The sequence below is a fragment of the Streptosporangium sp. NPDC050148 genome (assembly GCF_055586505.1).
On the sequence record NZ_JBVJIA010000040.1, the window covers coordinates 18,204 to 36,910 of the forward strand.

The 18,707-nt window shown below is 73.0% G+C and carries 15 protein-coding genes; 10 read left to right on the forward strand and 5 right to left on the reverse strand.

What is annotated here, in order from left to right; all coding sequences use genetic code 11:
* Positions 1-25: 25 nt before the first annotated feature.
* From ACZ6RT_RS32190 to ACZ6RT_RS32215, 6 genes are all read left to right on the forward strand, one after another.
* Entirely contained in the window at positions 26-598 is a 573-nt protein-coding gene (locus ACZ6RT_RS32190) for a TetR/AcrR family transcriptional regulator (RefSeq protein ID WP_470157600.1), read from the forward strand.
* Positions 599-713: 115 nt separating this feature from the next.
* Positions 714-1,658 (forward strand): zinc-binding dehydrogenase, encoded by a 945-nt coding sequence (locus ACZ6RT_RS32195; RefSeq protein WP_470157601.1) that lies wholly within the window; start codon positions 714-716, stop codon positions 1,656-1,658.
* A gap of 303 nt (positions 1,659-1,961) precedes the next feature.
* Positions 1,962-2,270 (forward strand): hypothetical protein, encoded by a 309-nt coding sequence (locus ACZ6RT_RS32200; protein ID WP_399189363.1) that lies wholly within the window; start codon positions 1,962-1,964, stop codon positions 2,268-2,270.
* Positions 2,267-3,427 (forward strand): bifunctional WXG100 family type VII secretion target/C40 family peptidase, encoded by a 1,161-nt coding sequence (locus ACZ6RT_RS32205; RefSeq protein WP_470157603.1) that lies wholly within the window; start codon positions 2,267-2,269, stop codon positions 3,425-3,427. The genes ACZ6RT_RS32200 and ACZ6RT_RS32205 overlap by 4 nt, the downstream gene beginning before the upstream one ends.
* Before the next feature lie 76 nt (positions 3,428-3,503).
* A complete protein-coding gene (locus ACZ6RT_RS32210) occupies positions 3,504-4,649 on the forward strand; it encodes a WXG100 family type VII secretion target (RefSeq protein WP_470157604.1) in 1,146 nt (381 codons plus the stop codon).
* Between the two features lie 176 nt (positions 4,650-4,825).
* Positions 4,826-5,701, forward strand: a complete 876-nt coding sequence (locus ACZ6RT_RS32215; RefSeq protein WP_470157606.1) for an AEC family transporter — start codon at positions 4,826-4,828, stop codon at positions 5,699-5,701.
* 38 nt (positions 5,702-5,739) lie between these two features.
* Here ACZ6RT_RS32215 and ACZ6RT_RS32220 read toward each other — a convergent pair whose 3' ends face one another.
* Positions 5,740-6,852, reverse strand: coding sequence for a sensor histidine kinase (locus ACZ6RT_RS32220; protein WP_399189371.1), 1,113 nt, complete (start codon positions 6,850-6,852; stop codon positions 5,740-5,742).
* Entirely contained in the window at positions 6,852-7,538 is a 687-nt protein-coding gene (locus ACZ6RT_RS32225) for a response regulator transcription factor (RefSeq protein ID WP_399189373.1), read from the reverse strand. The genes ACZ6RT_RS32220 and ACZ6RT_RS32225 overlap by 1 nt, the downstream gene beginning before the upstream one ends.
* A gap of 112 nt (positions 7,539-7,650) precedes the next feature.
* On the opposite strand from ACZ6RT_RS32225, the gene ACZ6RT_RS32230 reads away from it, so the two are divergent.
* Positions 7,651-9,819, forward strand: coding sequence for an MMPL family transporter (locus ACZ6RT_RS32230; protein WP_470157608.1), 2,169 nt, complete (start codon positions 7,651-7,653; stop codon positions 9,817-9,819).
* A gap of 36 nt (positions 9,820-9,855) precedes the next feature.
* Here ACZ6RT_RS32230 and ACZ6RT_RS32235 read toward each other — a convergent pair whose 3' ends face one another.
* Complete coding sequence (locus tag ACZ6RT_RS32235) at positions 9,856-10,305, reverse strand: hypothetical protein (protein ID WP_470157610.1); 450 nt, start codon at positions 10,303-10,305, stop codon at positions 9,856-9,858.
* A 47-nt stretch (positions 10,306-10,352) separates the two neighbouring features.
* Positions 10,353-10,652, reverse strand: a complete 300-nt coding sequence (locus ACZ6RT_RS32240; protein WP_399189379.1) for an antibiotic biosynthesis monooxygenase family protein — start codon at positions 10,650-10,652, stop codon at positions 10,353-10,355.
* A 103-nt stretch (positions 10,653-10,755) separates the two neighbouring features.
* Between ACZ6RT_RS32240 and ACZ6RT_RS32245 the strand changes: the two genes are divergently transcribed.
* Entirely contained in the window at positions 10,756-11,343 is a 588-nt protein-coding gene (locus ACZ6RT_RS32245) for a TetR family transcriptional regulator (RefSeq protein WP_470157611.1), read from the forward strand.
* 133 nt (positions 11,344-11,476) lie between these two features.
* On the opposite strand, the gene ACZ6RT_RS32250 is transcribed toward ACZ6RT_RS32245, so the two are convergent.
* Entirely contained in the window at positions 11,477-15,004 is a 3,528-nt protein-coding gene (locus ACZ6RT_RS32250; protein WP_470157612.1) for a S8 family serine peptidase, read from the reverse strand.
* Between the two features lie 301 nt (positions 15,005-15,305).
* Between ACZ6RT_RS32250 and ACZ6RT_RS32255 the strand changes: the two genes are divergently transcribed.
* On the forward strand, positions 15,306-16,289 hold the full coding sequence (locus ACZ6RT_RS32255) for an alpha/beta hydrolase (RefSeq protein ID WP_399189385.1): 984 nt from the start codon (positions 15,306-15,308) through the stop codon (positions 16,287-16,289).
* Between the two features lie 186 nt (positions 16,290-16,475).
* Positions 16,476-18,533 carry an N-acetylneuraminate synthase family protein gene (locus tag ACZ6RT_RS32260; RefSeq protein ID WP_399189387.1) on the forward strand — a complete coding sequence of 686 codons (2,058 nt, stop codon included), beginning with the start codon at positions 16,476-16,478 and terminating at the stop codon, positions 18,531-18,533.
* The last annotated feature ends 174 nt before the right edge of the window (positions 18,534-18,707 follow it).

Consider the following 18,707-nt stretch of genomic DNA (forward strand, 5'->3'; position numbering starts at 1 on the left):
GCCTAGAGGTGAGGTGGGACACATCGTGGGAGCGACGCGCACACCCCGTGACAGGTGGGTCGAGGAGGGGCTGCGCGCCCTGGCCGACGGCGGCCCGGACGCCGTCCGCGTCGAGACGCTGGCGAAGAGGCTCGGCGTCACCAAGGGCGGGTTCTACGGGTTCTTCGCCGACCGCGCCGCGCTGCTGACGGAGATGCTGGACACCTGGGAACGGGAGAGCACCGACGAGGTGATCGACCGTATCGAGCGCGAGGGGGGCGACCCGAAGACCAAGATCTACCGCGCGGGCGTCCTGACCTTCTCCGACGACCGCCTGCTGCCCATCGACCTCGCGATCCGGGACTGGGCCCGGCGCGACGAGGCGGTCGCCGAGCGCCTGCGGAGGGTGGACGACCGGCGCATGGCGCTGCTGCGCGAGCTGATCGGCACCTTCTGCTCCGACCCCGACGAGGTCGAGGCCCGCAGCCTGCTGGCCTTCTGCGTGGCGATCGGCGAGCACTTCCTCGCCGCCGGCCACGGCGACCGGACCCGGGCCCAGGTCCTCGCCCGCGCCGCCGACCTGCTGCTCGACCGCCCCGGCGAGCACCGCGGCCGCTGACCGGGACGCGCCTGCCCAGGGCCCCGCGTGACCGGCCCCCGGCGACCGCGGTTGACCTCGAGTCCGGTTGAGGTTGCATCCTGAGGCCGATACCGGCCGAACAGGGGAGAACGTCGTGCGCGCGGTGTGGTTGAAGGAGTTCGGCGGGCCCGAGGTGCTCGTACCGGGGGACGCCCCCGATCCCGTCCCGGGGCCGGGACAGGTGCTGATCGACGTGGCCTACGCCAACATCACCTTCGTGGAGACCCAGTTCCGGTCGGGCGGCCCGGCGCCGTTCACACCGGAGCCGCCGATGATCCCGGGCAACGGCGTCGGGGGCGTCGTCGTGGCGGCCGGTGAGGGCGTCGGCCCCGAGCTGGTCGGCCGCCGGGTGGTGACCTCCACGGGCGGCTCCGGCGGTTACGCCGAGCGGGCCGCGGTGGACGCCGCCGGGCTCTTCGCCGTTCCCGACGGCCTGGCACTGGACGACGCGGTCGCGATCCTGGCCGACGGGCGTACCGCGACCATGATGATCCGCGCGACCGCCCCACGCCCGGGGGAACGGGTGCTGGTCGAGGCGGCGGCCGGAGGTGTGGGTTCCCTCCTGGTGCAGCTCGCCGCGGCGGCGGGCGCCACCGTCGTCGCGGCGGCCGGGGGCCCGCGCAAGACCGGGGTGGCCCGCGACCTGGGCGCCGACGAGGTGGTGGACTACACGGTTCCGGGCTGGACCGACGGGATCGCCCCCGTCGACGTCGTCCTCGACGGGGTGGGCGGGGACATCGCCCGGGCCGCCTTCGAGCTGCTGGGCCCGGGCGGGCGGATGGTCAGCTTCGGGCTGGCGAGCGGGGAGCGGGCCGGCATCGGGGAGGAGGCCGCGGCCGCGCGCGGCGTCACGCTCGTCCAGGCGAGGTTCACCCCTCCGCTCATGCGCGAGTGCACCGAGAGCGCCCTCGCCGAGGCCGCGGCCGGACGGCTGAGGCCGCTGATCGGGCAGCGCTTCCCCCTCGACCGGGCCGCCGACGCGCACGCCGCCATCGAGTCGCGCGCGAGCGTCGGCAAGACCCTGCTCGAGGTGCGCTGACCGCCCGGGACCGGGACGATCCCGCCGTCGCCCACCGTCGCTCACTGTCGACCGGTGCCGTTCAGCGCAGGACGACACCGGACGACGCGGGACGGGACGACAGCGGGACCGCCTTCGGCCGCTCACGGGGCCGCGACCGAAGGTTCAGATGACCGATGCACTTTTGTAGTAGATGATCGTCCTTCGGTGGCTATGATCACTTCTTGGTAGATATGACCGGACGGTGGGCAGGCAACCGGTCAGTGAGCCGAATCGGCGTCCGAGCAGCCGGTTTCTCGGCGACGGGGGAAGGAGCCCGCTCCGGTGGGAAAACTTGATCTGAATCGTGAGGCGCTGGCCAAGCTGCGCGTCGCGGTGAACACCCAAGGGGGAAGGCTCGCCGCCGTCGGCGACGACTTCCCGGCAAAGGGCGGCGCGAGCTCGTCGATCTTCGGGACCCTGGCCGGCGCCCAGGAACTGGCCGCCGCGATCGGCCGGGTCGAAGCGCACGCGGACGGCGAGCTGGGAACGGTGAAGAGCCGCCTCGACGGCGTCGAGCGGGCCCTCGACACGATCGAGAGCAACGTGACCGCGGCCGAGCGGGACACCACGAGCAGCCTTCCGGCCATATGAGCGCCGTGGACGCCGTGGCGGCACTGCCCGGGGGGCAGGCCCTGGCCGCGCTGGCGAAGAAGACCGACGGAGACCCCGGTGCGATCCGCGCGATCGCCGCCCGGTGGCGCAAGGCGGCCGGCTCGTCCACCGAGCCGTTCGCGCTCCTCAACAAGGCGGTCAAGCAGGTCGACACCGCCTGGAAGGGCGCCTCGGCCGACGCCTTCGTGGCGTACATGCGGCGGTACGACAGCGCGGGCACCTCCCTGCGGGAGGCGCTGGGCGACTGCGCGACCTCCCTGGACACCGCCGCCGGTGCCGTCGAGACGGCGAAGTCGAACGCCGAGCGCGTCTGCGGCGAGCTGGTGGCCTGGGTCGCGGAGTACCGGCGCGTCAACCCGCACGCCACCGAGGCACAGCTCCAGCCCGGTATCGGCCAGCAGGTCCAGGCGGCGACGTCCCTCGTGCAGGGGTACGTCGACTCGGCCGAGACGGCGCTGTCCACCGCGCGGGGCGAGATCGAGAAGCACCTCGGCGACACCACGCTGTTCTCCGCCATCCCGGCCGCGGGCGACCAGGGCTTCGTCCCCGGCCCCGGGCACACCACCCGGTGGGTGCCGGTGCCCGAGGACGAGTTCCGCACTACCACGCTCGCCGGTACGGAGAACGGCTCGCAGGGCGGTAACGGCAGCGGCAGCGGTAGCGGCGGGCAGGGAAGCTGGCAGGGCAACGGCGGCGGATCGTCGTCCGGCGGTTACGGCGGAGGCGGCGTCGGCGGAGGCGGTGGTGGCGGTGGTGGTCAGGCGATCCCGTACACGGTCACCGGCAACGGCACCGGAGCCGACATCGTGGCCGCCGCCAGGAGCCACCTCGGCAAGCCCTACGTCTGGGGCGCCGACGGGCCCAACGCGTTCGACTGCAGCGGCCTGGTGCACGTCTCGATGAACGAGGCGGGAATCAAGATCGGGGACAACACCGCCGCCGGGTACCAGGCGAGCGGACAGCCGATCACCGGCCCTCCGCAGCCGGGCGACATCGTCTTCTTCGGCAACCCGGCGACCCACTGCGCCATCTACATCGGTGACGGCAAGATGATCGCCGCCCCGCAGACGGGCGACGTCGTCAAGGTCCAGACGGTGGCCGGCGCGTCGCCCATCAGCTACCGGCGCTTCGCATGAGCGCCCGTACGGGACGCGCACGACCTCGCAGGAGACCCGCGCGGCTGCGCACGGGGCCCGCACGACGATGACCGACATGAACGCCGTGGCCGCACTGCCCGGCGGTCAGGCGCTGGTGAACCTCGCCGACAAGGCCAAGGGGGACCCGGCCGCGATCCGGGCGATCGCGGCCCGCTGGCGCAGGGCCGCCCCCGGGGTGGTCGCACCGCTCGACGCCCTCGGCTCGGCCGTCACCGGCGTGGACGCGGCGTGGAACGGCTCCTCGGCCGACGCCTTCGTGGCGTACATGCGCAGGTACGGCCGCGCGGGTGACGCGTTGCACGACGCGCTCACCGGCTGCGCCACCTCGCTGGAGACGGCCGCGGGCGCGGTCGAGACGGCGAGGAGGCACATCGGCCAGGTCTGCGACGACCTGCTGGCCTGGGTCGCGGAGTACCGGCGGGTCAACCCGCACGCCACCGAGGCACAGCTCCGGCCCGGCATCGGCCGGCAGGTCCAGGCGGCGACGTCCCTCGCGCAGGGGCACGTCGACACGGCGGAGACCGCGCTGGCCACGGCCGCCGGTGAACTCGGCGAGCACCTCGGCGAGGCCGTCCCCGGTTTCGCCGGGATACCCGCGGCGGGCGACGAGAAGTTCGTCCCCGGCCCCGGGCACACCACCCGGTGGACGCCGGTGCCCGCGGACCAGATCAGCCCCGCGCTGCACACCGGGGGCGGCGGCTCGTCACCCGGTGGCCCGTCCATCGGTGGAGGCGGTGGAGGCGGAGGCGAGAACGCCGGGGGCACCGGGAGCGCCGGTGGCGGGGGCGGTGGCGGCTACGGGCCCAGCGGGGCCCCGCCGCCGGGCGGTGGACCGGCGCCCGAGGGCAGGGTCGCCGAGTGGATCCACCAGGCGGTCGAGATCCTCAAGGCCCAGGGCCTCCCGGCCGAGAAGATGAACGTCGACGACATCTGGATGATCATCAAGCACGAGTCGGGCGGGGACCCGCACGCCATCAACCTCTGGGACTCCAACGCGGCGGCCGGGCACCCGTCCAAGGGCCTGATGCAGACGATCGACCCGACGTTCTCCCGCTGGGCGCTCCCCGGGCACGGCGACATCTACAACCCGGTGGACAACATCATCGCCGGGGTGCGGTACGCGATCGAGCGGTACGGGTCGGTGTCCAACGTGCCCGGGGTGGTGGGCAACAAGAACGGGTCGGGGTACGTCGGCTACTGAGCCACCGCGTCTCGCGACCACTGAGCCACCGCGTCTCACGACCCGGCCGGGACGCCGGCGAACCGGACGGCCCTCCCGTGCCGGGGAGCTCAGGCCGGGAAGAACCGGGCCGGGGAGCCCGGACGGGGCGGAGGCCGTGTCGCCGGCACGGACCGGGGTCCGGCTACGGTGTCCGGGTGCAGGCGGTCATCGCGGCTTTCGTCCCCATATGGTTCATCGGTGCCCTCGGCTGGCTGGCCGCCCGGTCCGGACGGGTGGGGCCCCGGGTCCAGGAGGCGCTGACGGCGTTCGCGTTCACCGTCGCGATGCCCGCCGTGCTGTTCACCACGCTCAGCCGTACCCCGCTCGACCGGATCCAGCCCGGCCCGCTCCTCGCATTCGCGATCAGCACCTTCACCGTCGGCCTGCTCGCGTTCGCGCTGTTCCGTGGCGGACCGTCCGACCGGGTGATCGGCGCGATGTCCTCGGCCTACGTCAACGCCGGGAACCTCGGCATCCCCGTCGGCCTGTACGTCCTGAACGACGCGACGTTCGTGGTGTCGGTCCTGATGTTCCAGGTCCTGCTGGTCTCTCCGCTGATCTTCCTGGGCCTCGGGGCCGGGGGCTCGTCCTTCCTCGCCCCGCTGCGGACACCGGTCGTGGTGGCCTCGTTCCTCGGCCTGGGCATGTCGGCCCTCGGACTGCGCCTGCCCGATCTCGCGCTGAGGCCCCTGGAGATCCTCGGAGGCGCCGCGGTGCCCCTGGCGCTGTTCTCCCTGGGCATGTCGCTGAACGGCTCGGCCGTCTCCTGGCGCACGACCGGGCCCGCGGTGGTCCTCAAACTCCTCGCCCAGCCGCTGGTGGCCTTCCTGGCCGGGCGTTTCCTGCTGCGCCTCGACGGCCCGGCCCTCTTCGCGGCCGTCCTGTTCGCCGGGCTTCCCACCGCCCAAAATACGTATGTCTACGCCGCCGAGTACGGCCGTCCCACCGAGCTGCCCCGCGACGCCATCCTCGTCTCCAGCGTCCTGTCCCTGGGCACCCTGTCCGTCATCGCCCTCCTGGGAGCCCGCTGACCCCGCGACCCGTGCCGCACCGGCCTGCCAGGGCACCGCTAGAGCTCGCGCAGCGGGAGGCGTACCCGGAAGGTGGCGCCGGTTCCGGGGCGGGAGTGGACCGACACCTCGCCGCCGTGCGCCTTCACCACCGCCTCGACGATCGACAGCCCGAGGCCGGCTCCTCCACCGCCGGTGCCGATCCCGCGTCCCTGGTCCACCCTGTGGAAGCGCTGGAAGACCAGAGCCGCGTGCTCCTCGTCCACCCCCGGCCCCTGGTCGGTGACCTCCACCACCGCCCGGCCGTCCGCCACCGCGACGCGTACGGCCGCCGGTGACCCGGCGGCGGTGTGGTGCAGCACGTTGGCCAGGAGATTGCCCATCACCTGGCGGAGCCGGGCGACGTCACCGGTCACCCAGACCGGTCCGTCGTGGTCCAGCGACAACGGCCGATCGGGATCGACGGCCAGGGTGTCGGCCACCGCGTCGGCGGCCAGCTCGGTCAGCTCGACCGGTGCGCGGTCCAGCGGGCGGCCCTGGTCGAGGCGGGCCAGGAGGAGCAGCTCGTCCACCAGCGCCCCCATCCTCGTCGCCTCGCCCTCGATCCGGGTCATCGCCTTCTCCAGGTCGTCCTGGCGTACGGAGGCGCCGCGCCGGAACAGCTCCGCGTAGCCTCGGATGGTGGCGACGGGGGTGCGCAGCTCGTGCGAGGCGTCGGCGACGAAACGGCGCAGCCGCTCCTCCGACGCCTGCCGCTCCTGGAAGGCGTCCTCGATCTGGCCGAGCATCGCGTTGAGCGCGTCCCCGAGCCGTCCGACCTCGGTGCCCGGCGGAGCCGTCTCGATCCGCCGTCCGAGGTCGCCCGCGCCGATCGCCGCCGCGGTCTCGACGATGCGGTCCAGCGGGCGCAGGCCGCGCCGGATCAGCCAGGCGGCCAGCACGGTCAGGCAGGCCAGCCCGACCCCGGAGGTGCCGATCAGCACGAACGCCACCCGTTCGGACAGCTCGTCGCTGGCGGCCACGAGCCGCCGCGTGTCGCCCAGGGCGAGCAGGCGCGAGTCGCCGGGGCCCCGCCAGTCCTGGACGGCGCCGAACGTCGCCCCGGCGACCAGGCCCAGCGCCAGGGCCAGCAGGCCGACCACGGTGGCGACCAGGCGGGCTCGCAGCGACATCAGTCCCCCCTGGGCAGGCGCAGGACGTACCCGACGCGGGGCACGGTGTGGATGAGGGGCGGATCGACCATGTCCACCTTGCGGCGCAGGTAGCTGATGTAGGTCTGGACCACGCCGTCGTTGCCGCCGAAGTCGTACTCCCAGACGTGGTCCAGGATCTGCCGCTTGGTCATCACCCGGCCGGCGTTGGCCGTCAGGAAGCGCAACAGCTTGAACTCGGTCGGGGTCAGGTCCAGCAGGGTCCCGCCCCGTCGCACCTCGTAGGCGTCCTCGTCGATGACGAGGTCCTGGAAGCCCAGCCGGCCCCTGCCGGGCTCGGCCCGGCTGGTGCGGCGCAGCACCGCGCGGATCCGGGCGATCAGCTCCTCCAGGCTGAACGGCTTGGTGACATAGTCGTCGCCGCCCACCCTCAACCCGGCGATCTTGTCCTCGGTCGCGTCCCGGGCGGTGAGGAACACGACGGGGACCTCCGCCCCGGTCGCCCGGATCCTGCGGCACACCTCGGTGCCGGGCACGTCCGGCAGCATCACGTCCAGCACGACGAGGTCCGGGCCGAACGAGCCGGTCATGGCGACCGCCGCCGCGCCGGTGGCGGCGACGGTCGTGTCGAACCCCTCGTACCTCAGGGCGGTCGCGACGAGATCGGCGAGAAAGGGTTCGTCGTCCACGACGAGGATGCGGCTCACCTGTCCAGTCTGACCGGTTCGGACCGGAGGATCCCGTCCTCCCCGGCGATTCACAGAAGCGTCTAAGAACGGCCCCACCGCGACTGAAGATCGTTTCGCTCCACTGGGCGTCATGGAGAAACTCTCGGCCTTCGTCCTGCGGCACAGGGGACCGGTCGCCCTGCTGGCGCTGCTGGCCTTCCTCGTCGGCCTGGGCGCCACCCCCATCGCCGTCCAACGCCTCTCCGAGGAGTACGCCCACCCGGGCATGCCCGCCTTCGACGCCAATCAGGAGATCGTCCGGATCTACGGCAACGGCGGCTACCAGCGGCCCTTCGTCCCCGTCGTCGTCCTGCCCGAGGGACGGCGCGCCGACACCGACAGGGGCGCGATCGGCCGCGCCTACGCCGCGATCACCGCGAGGCTGCCCCGGGCCCGCGTCGTGTCCTACGCCGACACCGGTGACCCGCGACTGGTCGGCACCGACGGGCGGACCACGTTCGGCCTCGTGTACCCCGGCACCTACTCCGACGGCAGCCCGCCGGGCGGCGGGCTGGGTGAGACACCCGACGAGAGCCCGGTCATCGTGGCGGCCATGACCCCGCACCTGCCGCCCGGCAGCACGGTGCACGTCACCGGGCTCGACACGCTCGCTCCGAGCGTGGACGCGGGTGGCGTGGACGTACCCGCCAAGATCGGCATCGGCGTGCTCGCCGCGGTGGTCGTGCTGTTCCTGGTGTTCCGCTCGATGCTCGCGCTCGTCCCCGTTCTCGTCGCCGTTCTGTCGATCTTCGTGTCGTTCATCGTGATCCTCCTGCTCACGCTCGTGACGACGGTGCACGACGTGGCCCTGACCACCATGCCGCTGCTCGGCCTGGGCATCGCGGTCGACTACTCGCTCCTGCTGGTCGCCCGCTGGCGGGAGGAGCAGGCCGCCGGCCACCGCGGAGACGAGGCGGTGCACCGTGCCATGGCGGGCGCCGGCCGCGCGGTGCTGTTCAGCGGCGCGGCGGTCGCGGTCGGGCTGGTGACCATGGTGGTGCTGCCCGTGCCGTTCCTGCGCAGCCTGGGCATCGCCGGCATGATCATCGCAGCGGTGAGCGTGGCCGTGACACTGACCGTGCTCCCGGTCCTGCTCGCGCTCAACGGCCGATGGCTGGACCGCCGGGCCGCGACGGACCGGCGCTTCGCCCGCGAAGCCGACGCCGGGCGGGCCTGGTCGGCCTGGGCACGCGGCGTCGTACGGTGGCGCCGGCCCGCGGCACTGCTCTCCGGCGGTCTGCTGCTGGCCCTGTCGCTGACCGCGCTCGGCGTCGACCTGGGCCTGCCGGAGAGCCGGAATCTGCGCACGTCCGGGCCTGGCCACCAGGGCCTGACCGCGCTCGCCCGGGCGGGTGTCCCGGCAGGGGCGATCACCCCGTTCGACGTCCTGGTCACCGGTGATCCGGCCGCCGCCGCCGAACGCATCGGACGTGTGGAGGGCGTGGCCACGGTGCTCGCACCACGGACGCCCGCGTGGCGACGCGACGGGACCGCGGTCGTCGCGGTGCTGCCCGTGGCCGAGAACGGCACCCCGGCCGGCGAGGCCACCGTCACCCGTGTCCGCGCCGCCGCCGGGAACGACGTCCGCGTGGGCGGGAACGCGGCGCAGAGCATGGATTTCCAGAGCCACGCCTACGGCGCGTTCCCGTGGATGCTGGGCCTGATCGCGCTGGTCACCTTCGTGATGCTGGCGCGGGCGTTCCGGTCGCTGCTGCTGCCGCTCAAGGCGATCGCGCTCAACCTGCTCTCGCTCGGCGCGGTGATCGGCGCGATGGTGCTGCTGTGGCAGTTCGGCTGGGGCACCCGGGAGATCCTGGACGTTCGGCCCACCGGCTCGATCGGTGAGTTCGTCCCGCTGACGATCTTCGCCTTCCTGTACGGGCTCAGCATGGACTACGAGGTGTTCATCCTGGCCCGGATGCGCGAGGAGTACGACAGGACCGGCGACACCCACCGGGCGGTCGTCGCGGGCGTCGGCCGCACCGGACGGCTGGTGACCTCGGCGGCGCTGATCCTCTTCATCTCGTTCGCGGCCCTGGCCATGACCCCGGAGCTGGACGTCAAGGTCTTCGCCAGCGGCCTGGCGCTCGGGATCCTCCTGGACGCCACCCTCGTACGCGGCGTCCTGGTCCCCGCGGTCGTGGCGATGATGGGCCCGTGGAACTGGTGGCTGCCCGGCTGGACGGCCCGCCTCCTGCGTGTCGCTCCCTCGCCGCTGCGGGAGGAGGCCCCCGATCGCGTCCCGCGGCCGGTCGGCTGACGCACCGGCACAGCCGCGGACGGATCCGGCAAGGTCCTACGGGGCGGGGACCTCGGGGTCGGCGGCACCGCTCCTGCGGAGCCGCCGCATCTTTCCGGTGGCGATCACCTCGACCACGACCTGGTAGAAGCCGGCGACCGACTCGCCCTCCTCCAGACCGCCGCGGAACTGCTTCTCCACCTTCGAGAACGGGAAGATCGTGCTGCCCTCGGGGAGGACCACGCCCCATCCGTGATCGTCCGACCAGTCCCAGCGACCCCCGGTGGCGGCGACGATGCACTCGCCCAGGAACGAGCCGAGCACGCTGATCATCCCGCGGGACCCCTCCGGGTCGAAGCCCGGCCGGGACCGCTGCCGCTCGATGAAGCCCTCGACCCACTCGACGGACTCCCGGTTCAGGCCGAAGTCCACGTCGCTCACCGGCCCGAGCTCCTCGATGGCGAGGTCGACGTTCTCCTTGATTCGCGAAAGCTCCTCTGCACCCACCCGAGGATGATCGCACCGGCCGTGACCCCGGGCAACGCGATATCCGCTCAGGCGCCGCCGGGCGGCTCCACCAGCCGGACGATCTCGCGGGGACGTGATTCGCGCTCGTCGTAGGCGATGTCCAGCTCCGCCGCCTGTACGGCGGTGAACGAGGCGGCGAACGCCTCCTCGGACTCCCACCGCACGAACGAGACGACCGCGTCGTCGGCGTCGTCGGTCAGCCAGCACTCGGCCGAGAGGCATCCCGGCCCGCGCCGGAACTCCTCGGCGACCCGGCGGACGCGTGCGATGAACGCGTCGCGGTGGGCGGCGTGCGGATAGTGGTTCGCCAGCATGGCGACCTTCATGAGGATCTCCTTCGCGTCTCCCGGCACCGGGGCGTGTCCCGGATCGGGCGATCTTCTATGTTGAGCAACATAGATTATGATTGTTAGCACAGAAGGAGGTGGCGTGACAACGCGACGAGAGCGGACCAGTCACGAGAGCCGCGAGCTGATCCTCACGGCGGCGTCGGAGCTGTTCGCCGAGAAGGGCTACAAGCGGACCACGTTCGTCGACGTGGCCGAGCGGTCCGGGATCAGCAGGGGTTCGATCCCCTGGCACTTCGACAGCAAGGAGGGCCTGCTGCTGGCGGTGTTCGAACGCGCGGCGGCCCTGATCCGCACCGGCCTGACCGAGGCCCCGCAGGAGACCGGGGACGGGCCCGACCGCCTGACGCGGAGCGCCGACGCCCTGTTCTCGCTCCCCGCCACCAGGCTCTTCGTCACGCTCCTGGCGGAGGCGCTGGAGCCGGACTCCCCCATCCGCGACCGCTACGTCGAGCTCCACGACACGCTGCGCGACCACTGCAGGCGGGGGCTGGAACGGATGCCGCTGCCGGACGGGACGTCCGCCGAGGCGCTGGCCGTCGCGGTCATCGGCGCCGGGATCGGCGTCCACCAGCAGTGGCTCCTCGCCCCCGACCGGGTCGATCCCCGCGCGGCCCTGGCCGCGCTGCGCGCGCTGCTGGCGGGAACGGGGCCCGCGGCCGGGAGGTGAACGGGCTCCGCCTCCACCCGCGCCGGGGAACGGGCCCCCTCGGTGGGCAAGGGTGTCGCGTGCACGGTGACGAGGGCCGGGACGGCCGGTGCCCGCCGTCCCGCCGAGTGGCGGGGCGGCGGGCACCGGGTCGCTACGGGGTGGCCCTGTCGGGGCGGTCGGAGATGCGGATGGCGTTGAGGACGGTGTCGCCGGACCGCTCGGCGAAGCGCACGTTGAGCTGGCCGTCGGTGACCTTCACCGTGTACTGGCGGGTGGTGGCGGTGTGGGCGCCGGTCTCCAGGGCCAGGTCCAGCGCGGGGACGGCGAGCTGCCCTTCGACGATGACGTCGAAGACGCGCTGGCCCTCCCTCTTGCCCCGGGTCTCGGCGAAGCCCAGCTCGACGGTGTAGGTGCCGGCCGGTACCTGGTCGAACCGGTACTCCAGCATCCCCTCGCGGACGCTCCTGAACAGCGCCTGCTCGGTGGTGCCGGTGATCGCCTTGCTCGTGGTGTTCGTCCTGGTGGAGGTGCCCACGTAGCCGTGGCCTCCCGCGGCGTACCTGCGGTCGGCGCTCCAGCGGTCGCCGACGGCGTCGACGACGTCCCTGGTGCCGCCCACCTCGACGGCGACCCGGTGCCGGGGCACCACGAGGGTGACGACGATCTCGATCTGCGGGTTGCGGCCGCTGGCCGAGCGGACCAGCAGCTTCCCGGTCCGTACGGTGCCCGGCTGGGCGCCCGCGCTGGAGGCGGTCACCGTCAGCGTCTGCGAGCCGCCCGTGACGAGCCGGCCGGAGACCGGTGTCACGCTCAGCCAGTCCTGGGCGGGCTGGGTCACCACGGTGTAGTCCGTGGCGACGCCCAGGTTGGACAGCTCGACGGTGCCCGACCTGGTCGTCTCCGCCGGCTGCACCAGGGTCAGCTCCGCGGCCGAGGCCGTCACCCGGCCGGTGGCCAGGGCGGTGTCGGCCCGGGTGACGGCCCCGGCGGTGACGGTGACCTCCTGGGTGAAGGTCCCGTAGTTCTCCTTGGAGATCTCGATCCGGTGGTCGCCCATCGGGACCTGCCCGAGGAACGTGCCGTCGGCGGCGGTGGTGAGGGTCACCAGGTCGCCCACCTCGACCGTCGCGCCCGCCAGCGGCCTGCCGTCGTTGGCGTCGGTGACGGTGCCGGTCAGCAGGCCGTGCCGGCTGGTGGAGAAGGTCAGGCTCTGGCCGTCGGACAGGGCGGCGGCGTTGAAGGAGTACTGCAGCGCGTCGGTGCCGGTCGCGTTCTCGACGCCGATCGTGGCGCCGATCCCGGCGTCGCGCTCACTGTCGACGCTGTCGTAGCGGTAGCCGATCGAGCCGTTCTCGCCGAGCAGCGCCGAGAACGAGATGCGCTGGGCGGCGTCGGCGTAGAACCGGGCGTTGCGCCACTCCAGGACGAAGGTGCGGTTCGGCGCGGTGCCGAGGGTCGCGGTGTAGACGCCGGACTGGTCGTCCAGCACGAGGTCGTCCCAGAAGGGGTAGATCGCCGCGTTGGGGGCGGCGGAGGCGGGCAGGGTCACGTTGCCCGCCAGGGCGGTGCTGGGGGCGAAGGTCAGGAACCCGTTGCTGCTGACCCAGCCGGCCGTGTACCCGGTGCCGTAGAGGGGGAAGGTGAACGGCAGCGTGATCGGCTGGATCGCGTCGTCGCCGGTGAGCGTCGTCCTGACGGTGCCCGCGACGTACGGCTCGGCGCCGGCCGCGCAGGTGTAACCGAAGGAGTCGGTACGGCGCGGCAGGTCGGCGTCCCTGGTCAGGTCCCCGTTCACGGTGACCGGCACGGTGAGGGCGTCCGCGCACCGCGAGCGCGGGGTGAACCTCAGCTCGTGGTCGCCGTCCGGCAGCGTGAGCCGGTAGCGTCCGGCGGCGTCGGTGACCCCGGTGACCGCGGTGCCCACCGCGGTCACGGTGACGCCCTGCTCGGGCGTGCCCGAGGAGGTGACCGTCCCCGACACCGTGCCCGAGGGCAGCGCCGTCAGCGACACGTCCCGGGTGACCGTCCGGTCCGCCACGACCGTGACGGTCGCGGTGGCGTCCTCGTAGCCGAACCGCTCCACGGTGAGCCGGTAGTCGCCCTCGGGCAGGCGGGGCAGGGTGTACGTGCCGTCCTGCGCGGTGGCGACGCCGCGGTTCAGCGGCCCGGTGACGGCGACGGCCGCCCCGGCCACCGGCGAGCCGCCGGTCGTCACGGTGCCCGCCAGCGTGCCGACGGCCCCGTCCGGAGCGGCCTGGACCGCCGCGAACGCGTCCAGGCGGCCCTCGCCCCAGACGTTGTTGTCGGCCGCGGTGCCGCCGCAGCGGGTGTCGTCGACGTCGATCGCGGTCCGGTCGAGCAGTTCCCGCGTGGCCGCGACGTCGCCCAGCAGGCCCGGGGAGGCCGACCACATCAGCGCCACGGTGGCGGCCAGGTGCGGGGCGGCCATCGACGTGCCGGAGAAGACGTCGTAGCCGCCGCCGGCCACCGAGGAGCGCACGTCGACGCCGGGGGCCGCGAGGTTGGGCTTGATCTCACCGCCCTCGCCGGAGCCGCGGGTGGAGAAGGTGGCGATCGCGTTGTTCACGTCGAACGCGCCGGCGCTGTAGCTGGAGACGTACTGTCCTGGCGAGCCGCTGGAGGTGCAGCCCGCGTTCGTGAGGTTGCCGTTGGAGAAGACGGGGAAGATGCCCGCCGCGACCCACGCCTCCACGGTCTCCCTGTACCAGGGGTCGAAGCCGCTGCCGCCCCAGGAGTTGTTGACGATGTGCGGCGCCAGGTCGGGGCGGGGGTCGTCGCCGTTCAGGTCGGTGGGCGCGAGCACCCACTGCCCGGCGGCGAGCAGCGAGGCGTCGGAGCAGGTGTTGGTCTCACACCCCTTGGCCGCGATCCACGTCGCGCCCGGGGCGACGCCGATGCCGCCGCCGTCGCCGTCGCCGCCGCCGCCGCCCACCATGGTGCCCATGGTGTGGGTGCCGTGGTCGTTGTTGTCGCACGGCGCGGTGCCGGCGCAGATCCCCGCGGGGTCGAACCAGTTGTGGGCGTGGTCGACGGTGCCGTCGGCCTTCTTCCCGCGGTACCGGGCGGCCAGCGCGGGGTGGTCGAACTGCACGCCGCTGTCGATGTTGGCCACGACGATGCCCTCGCCGCGCACGCCCAGGTCGCTCCAGACCCCGGGGGCGTTGACCCGGTCGATGTTCCACTCGACCGCGTCGACCCTCGCCGTCTGCCGGCCGGGCAGCGGCTTGGGCAGGGCCGCGACCCGGCCGGGCTCGATCCGGTCGACCTCGGGCCGTTTCGCGATCTCCTCGGCCAGCTTGGAGCCTCCGGTCACCCGGATGGCGTTGGCGATCCAGAACGGCGTGAAGTCGGCGCTCTCGGCGGTCAGGAGCCTGCGCAGGCCCGCCTGGGAGGACTCGGCCAGCTCGGTCTTGGCGCGGTAGACCTGCGCCGCCTTCTCTGCCCTGGTCCTCGCCCTGCGGGCCGCGCCGAGGTCGGCGCCGGCCTTCAGGCGTACCCAGAAGGTGGCCTTGTCGTCGGCCGCCAGGTCGACCAGGACGGTCTTGTGGATCTTGTCGGGTTCGGGGGCGGCCTGGGCCACGCCGTGGGGGAGGACGAGCGCGAGCGCGGTGACGGTCCCGATCAGGATCGATCGCCAGCGTCGGGGGGTGTTTGACACGCGGTCTCCTTCACGCCGGACGGGAGTCTCCCGCCCGGCAGGGCGACGCGGGATGCACATGATCTTTACAACCCACGTGGAGAATCCTGAATAGATCATGTGAAGTTTTCAAGCTTTCGGACGCTTAAGACGCCATATGTCATGAGAATTAACATGAACGAACCAGGCCAGAACGGGGTCCGGCGTCCCCCGGTCCCTGCCGGAGCGCCCCCGCCGGATCCGTGGCGGGACGTCGCGGGGGTTACAAGGTGTCGCGGCGTGTGGGTTCACCGGATCACCCGGACGCGGGAGTATTGGCGATGTGAACCGCACCGCTGCTGTACGCCTGGGAGTGTTCCTGCTGGCCGCCGTCGCGCTCGTGGCGGTGCTGCTCGCCCTGCTGCCGCCGTCCTCCTCCGGCCGGGGGCCCGCTATCGGCGCCGACGGCGCGAAGGGCGCGCCGGCCCCGGCCTTCACGGTACGCAAACTCGGTGAGCGCGACCACGAGCTGACCGTCGCCTCCGCCGCGCTGGGCCGCGAGGGCAGGGTCCGGGTGCTGCTGCCCGAGGGGTGGACGCCCGGCTCGGGGCCGTGGCCGCTGCTGTACCTGCTGAACGGCTGCTGCCAGAGCGACTACGCCGCCTGGATCACCAGGGGGGACGCCGCGCGGCTCACCTCCGGCCACCGGGCGATCGTGGCCGTCCCCGAGAGCGGTGCCGTCGGCTTCTACTCCGACTGGCGCGAGGGCCCCGGCTGGGAGACCTTCCACCTCACCGAGGTCAGGCGGATCCTGGAGCGCGACTACGGCGCCGGCGACCGGCGGGCGGTGGCCGGGCTGTCCATGGGCGGATTCGGCGCCATGTCGTACGCGGCCCGCCACCCGGGCATGTTCCAGGCGGCGGCCTCCTTCTCCGGCGTGCTGCACACCCGCGACGGCAACGGCGGCGTCGACTGGCTGCTGGAACGCAACGGCGAGCACTCCGTGAGGCTCTGGGGCCCGCCGCAGGACCCCGAATGGGCCGCCCACAACCCGGCCGACCTCACCGGCGAGCTGCGCGAGGTACGGCTCTTCGTCTCCTGCGGTGACGGCTCCCCCGGCCCGCTGGACGCCCCCTCCACCGGCCGGGACGAGGGCGAGGCCGCCCTGCTCGGCCAGTCCGTGACCTTCGCCGAGCGGGCCAGGGCGAGCGGGGCCGAGGTGACCACCGACTTCTACGGCCCCGGCACGCACACCTGGCCGTACTGGCGGCGCGGCCTGGAACGCGCCCTGCCGATGCTCATGGACACCATCGGCGCCACCGTCTGAGGACGTCCCCGTGGCGGGCGCCCTCGCGGGGCCGTCCGCGGACCGCGCCGGCGACCGGGACGCGGAAAGTTAATACGGGCGACTTTGGGCGTTCAGCTCGGGCACCCCTGTCCGGTCACCCTCGTGGCTAGGTTCCTTTGACATCCCCGAACCGGGGCGTTTCGCCGTATGTCATGAGGAGCCACCTTGCGAGTCCTGGCCGTTGTCCCCGCCCGTGGAGGTTCGGTGGGCGTTCCCCTGAAGAACCTGGCCGCGGTGGGCGGCAGTCCCCTGGTGGCCCGTGCGGTGCGGGCCTGCGTGCGCGCCGAGCTGATCGACGAGGTCGTGGTCAGCACCGACCACCGCGGCATCGCCGAGGCCGCCCGCGAGGCCGGGGCGACCGTGATCGACCGGCCGGACGAGCTGAGCGGCGCCACCGCCTCCAGCGAGTCCGCCGTGCTGCACGTGCTCGACCACCTCCCCGAGACCCCCGACGTGGTCGTCCTGGTGCAGTGCACGAGCGCGTTCATCGACCCCGCCGACCTGGACTCGGCGATCACCCGGGTCCTGGACGGCGACGCCGACGTGGTGTTCTCCGGGCTGGAGACGCACGAGTTCCTGTGGAGCGCCGCCGGCGACGGGGTCAACCACGACCCCGCCCACCGCCCGCGCCGCCAGGACCGCGAGCCGCACTTCCGCGAGACCGGCGCGTTCTACGTGATGCGCGCCCAGGGACTGCGCGAGCAGGGTCACCGCTTCTTCGGCGCCGTCGCCGTGCAGCCGGTCTCCCCCCACCACGCCATCGAGGTGGACACCCCCGAGGACCTGGAGATCGTCCGGGCGCTGGCGCCGTTCGTGGACCGGCCCGAGCCGATCGACGTGGACGCGGTGATCACCGACTTCGACGGCGTGCACACCGACGACCGCGCCTACGTCGACCAGGACGGTCGCGAGATGGTCGCGGTCAGCCGCTCCGACGGCATGGGGATCTCGCTGCTGCGCCGCTCCGGCGTCAAGCTGATGATCATGTCCACCGAGCACAACCCGGTGGTCGCCGCCCGCGCCCGCAAGCTCGGCGTGCCCGTCCTGCAGGGCCTGACCGACAAGCGGACCGTGCTGCGCGACTGGCTGGCCATCGAGGGCATCGACCCGTCCCGCGTCGCCTACGTCGGCAACGACGTCAACGACCTGGGCCCGATGAGCGACGTCGGCTGGCCGATCACCGTCCCCGACGCCCACCCCCGGGTCCGCGCCGCCGCCAGGACCGTGCTGACCAGGCCCGGCGGGGCCGGAGCCGTACGCGAGCTGTGCGACCGCGTCCTGGCCGCCCGCCCGGTGGACCAGGTCGAGCTCGCCGGCGCTCCCCGGGCCGAGCTGCGGCTCACCCCGAACGCCAGGCCCGTCCAGATCGGTGAGGCGCTGGTCGGCGCCGGGCAGCCGGTCTACATGATCGCCGAGATCGGCATCAACCACAACGGCGACGTGGAGATCGCGCGCCGGCTCATCGACGTGGCGGCCGAGGCGGGCTGCCAGGCGGTCAAGTTCCAGAAGCGCACCCCGGAGATCTGCGTGCCGCTGGAGCAGCGCGACCAGATCCGGCAGACGCCCTGGGGCGAGATGACCTACCTGGAGTACAAGATCAGGACCGAGTTCGGCCTGAAGGAGTACAGCCAGATCGCCGAGCACTGCCGGGAGCGCGGCCTGGACTGGTTCGCCTCGCCGTGGGACGTGCCGTCGGTGGAGTTCCTGGAGAACATGGACGTGGTCACCCACAAGGTCGCCTCGGCCAGCGTGACCGACGTGGACCTGCTCCGCGCGCTCGCCTCCACCGGCAAGCCGATCATCCTGTCCACCGGCATGTCAACGCTGGAGGAGATCGACCGGGCCGTGGAGATCCTCGGCACCTCCAAGCTGGTGCTGATGCACGCCACCTCCACCTACCCCCTCCCCCCGGAGGAGGCCAACCTCCGCACGATCGTCACCCTCCAGGAGCGGTACGGCGTGCCGGTCGGCTACTCGGGCCACGAGCGCGGCCTGCAGATCTCCCTCGCGGCGGTGACGCTGGGCGCGGTGACCGTGGAGCGGCACATCACGCTGGACCGCACCATGTGGGGTTCCGACCACGCCGCCTCGCTGGAGCCGGCCGGGCTGGAGCACCTGGTCCGCGACATCCGGATCATCGAGACCGCGCTGGGCGACGGGGTCAAGCGGGTGTTCCCGGGCGAGGAGGCCCCGCGGGCGCGGCTGCGGCGGGTGGCTGTGTAGAAGGCGACGCTGCGCGTCGCGGTGAGACCGCTCGGATCCGGCTCCTTCCCTCGTCGGGAGGAATCGTTCGTTCCTCACGATTCCTCCCTCCTCGGTCCAGTCGCCGGCGCGGCCTCACGGGGAAGTCCCTGGGGAGGGGGGCGGGGCGGTCGCCGGGGGGCGGGGAGACCGGGG

Excerpts from the sequence above, each read along its gene's own strand:
- ACZ6RT_RS32205 (WP_470157603.1), top strand. The coding sequence starts at position 2,267 with ATGAGCGCCGTGGACGCCGTGGCGGCACTGCCCGGGGGGCAGGCCCTG.
- ACZ6RT_RS32240 (WP_399189379.1), bottom strand. The coding sequence starts at position 10,652 with ATGAAGGTCGCCATGCTGGCGAACCACTATCCGCACGCCGCCCACCGC.
- ACZ6RT_RS32210 (WP_470157604.1), top strand. The coding sequence starts at position 3,504 with ATGAACGCCGTGGCCGCACTGCCCGGCGGTCAGGCGCTGGTGAACCTC.
- ACZ6RT_RS32220 (WP_399189371.1), bottom strand. The coding sequence starts at position 6,852 with ATGTCGCTGCGAGCCCGCCTGGTCGCCACCGTGGTCGGCCTGCTGGCC.
- ACZ6RT_RS32230 (WP_470157608.1), top strand. The coding sequence starts at position 7,651 with ATGGAGAAACTCTCGGCCTTCGTCCTGCGGCACAGGGGACCGGTCGCC.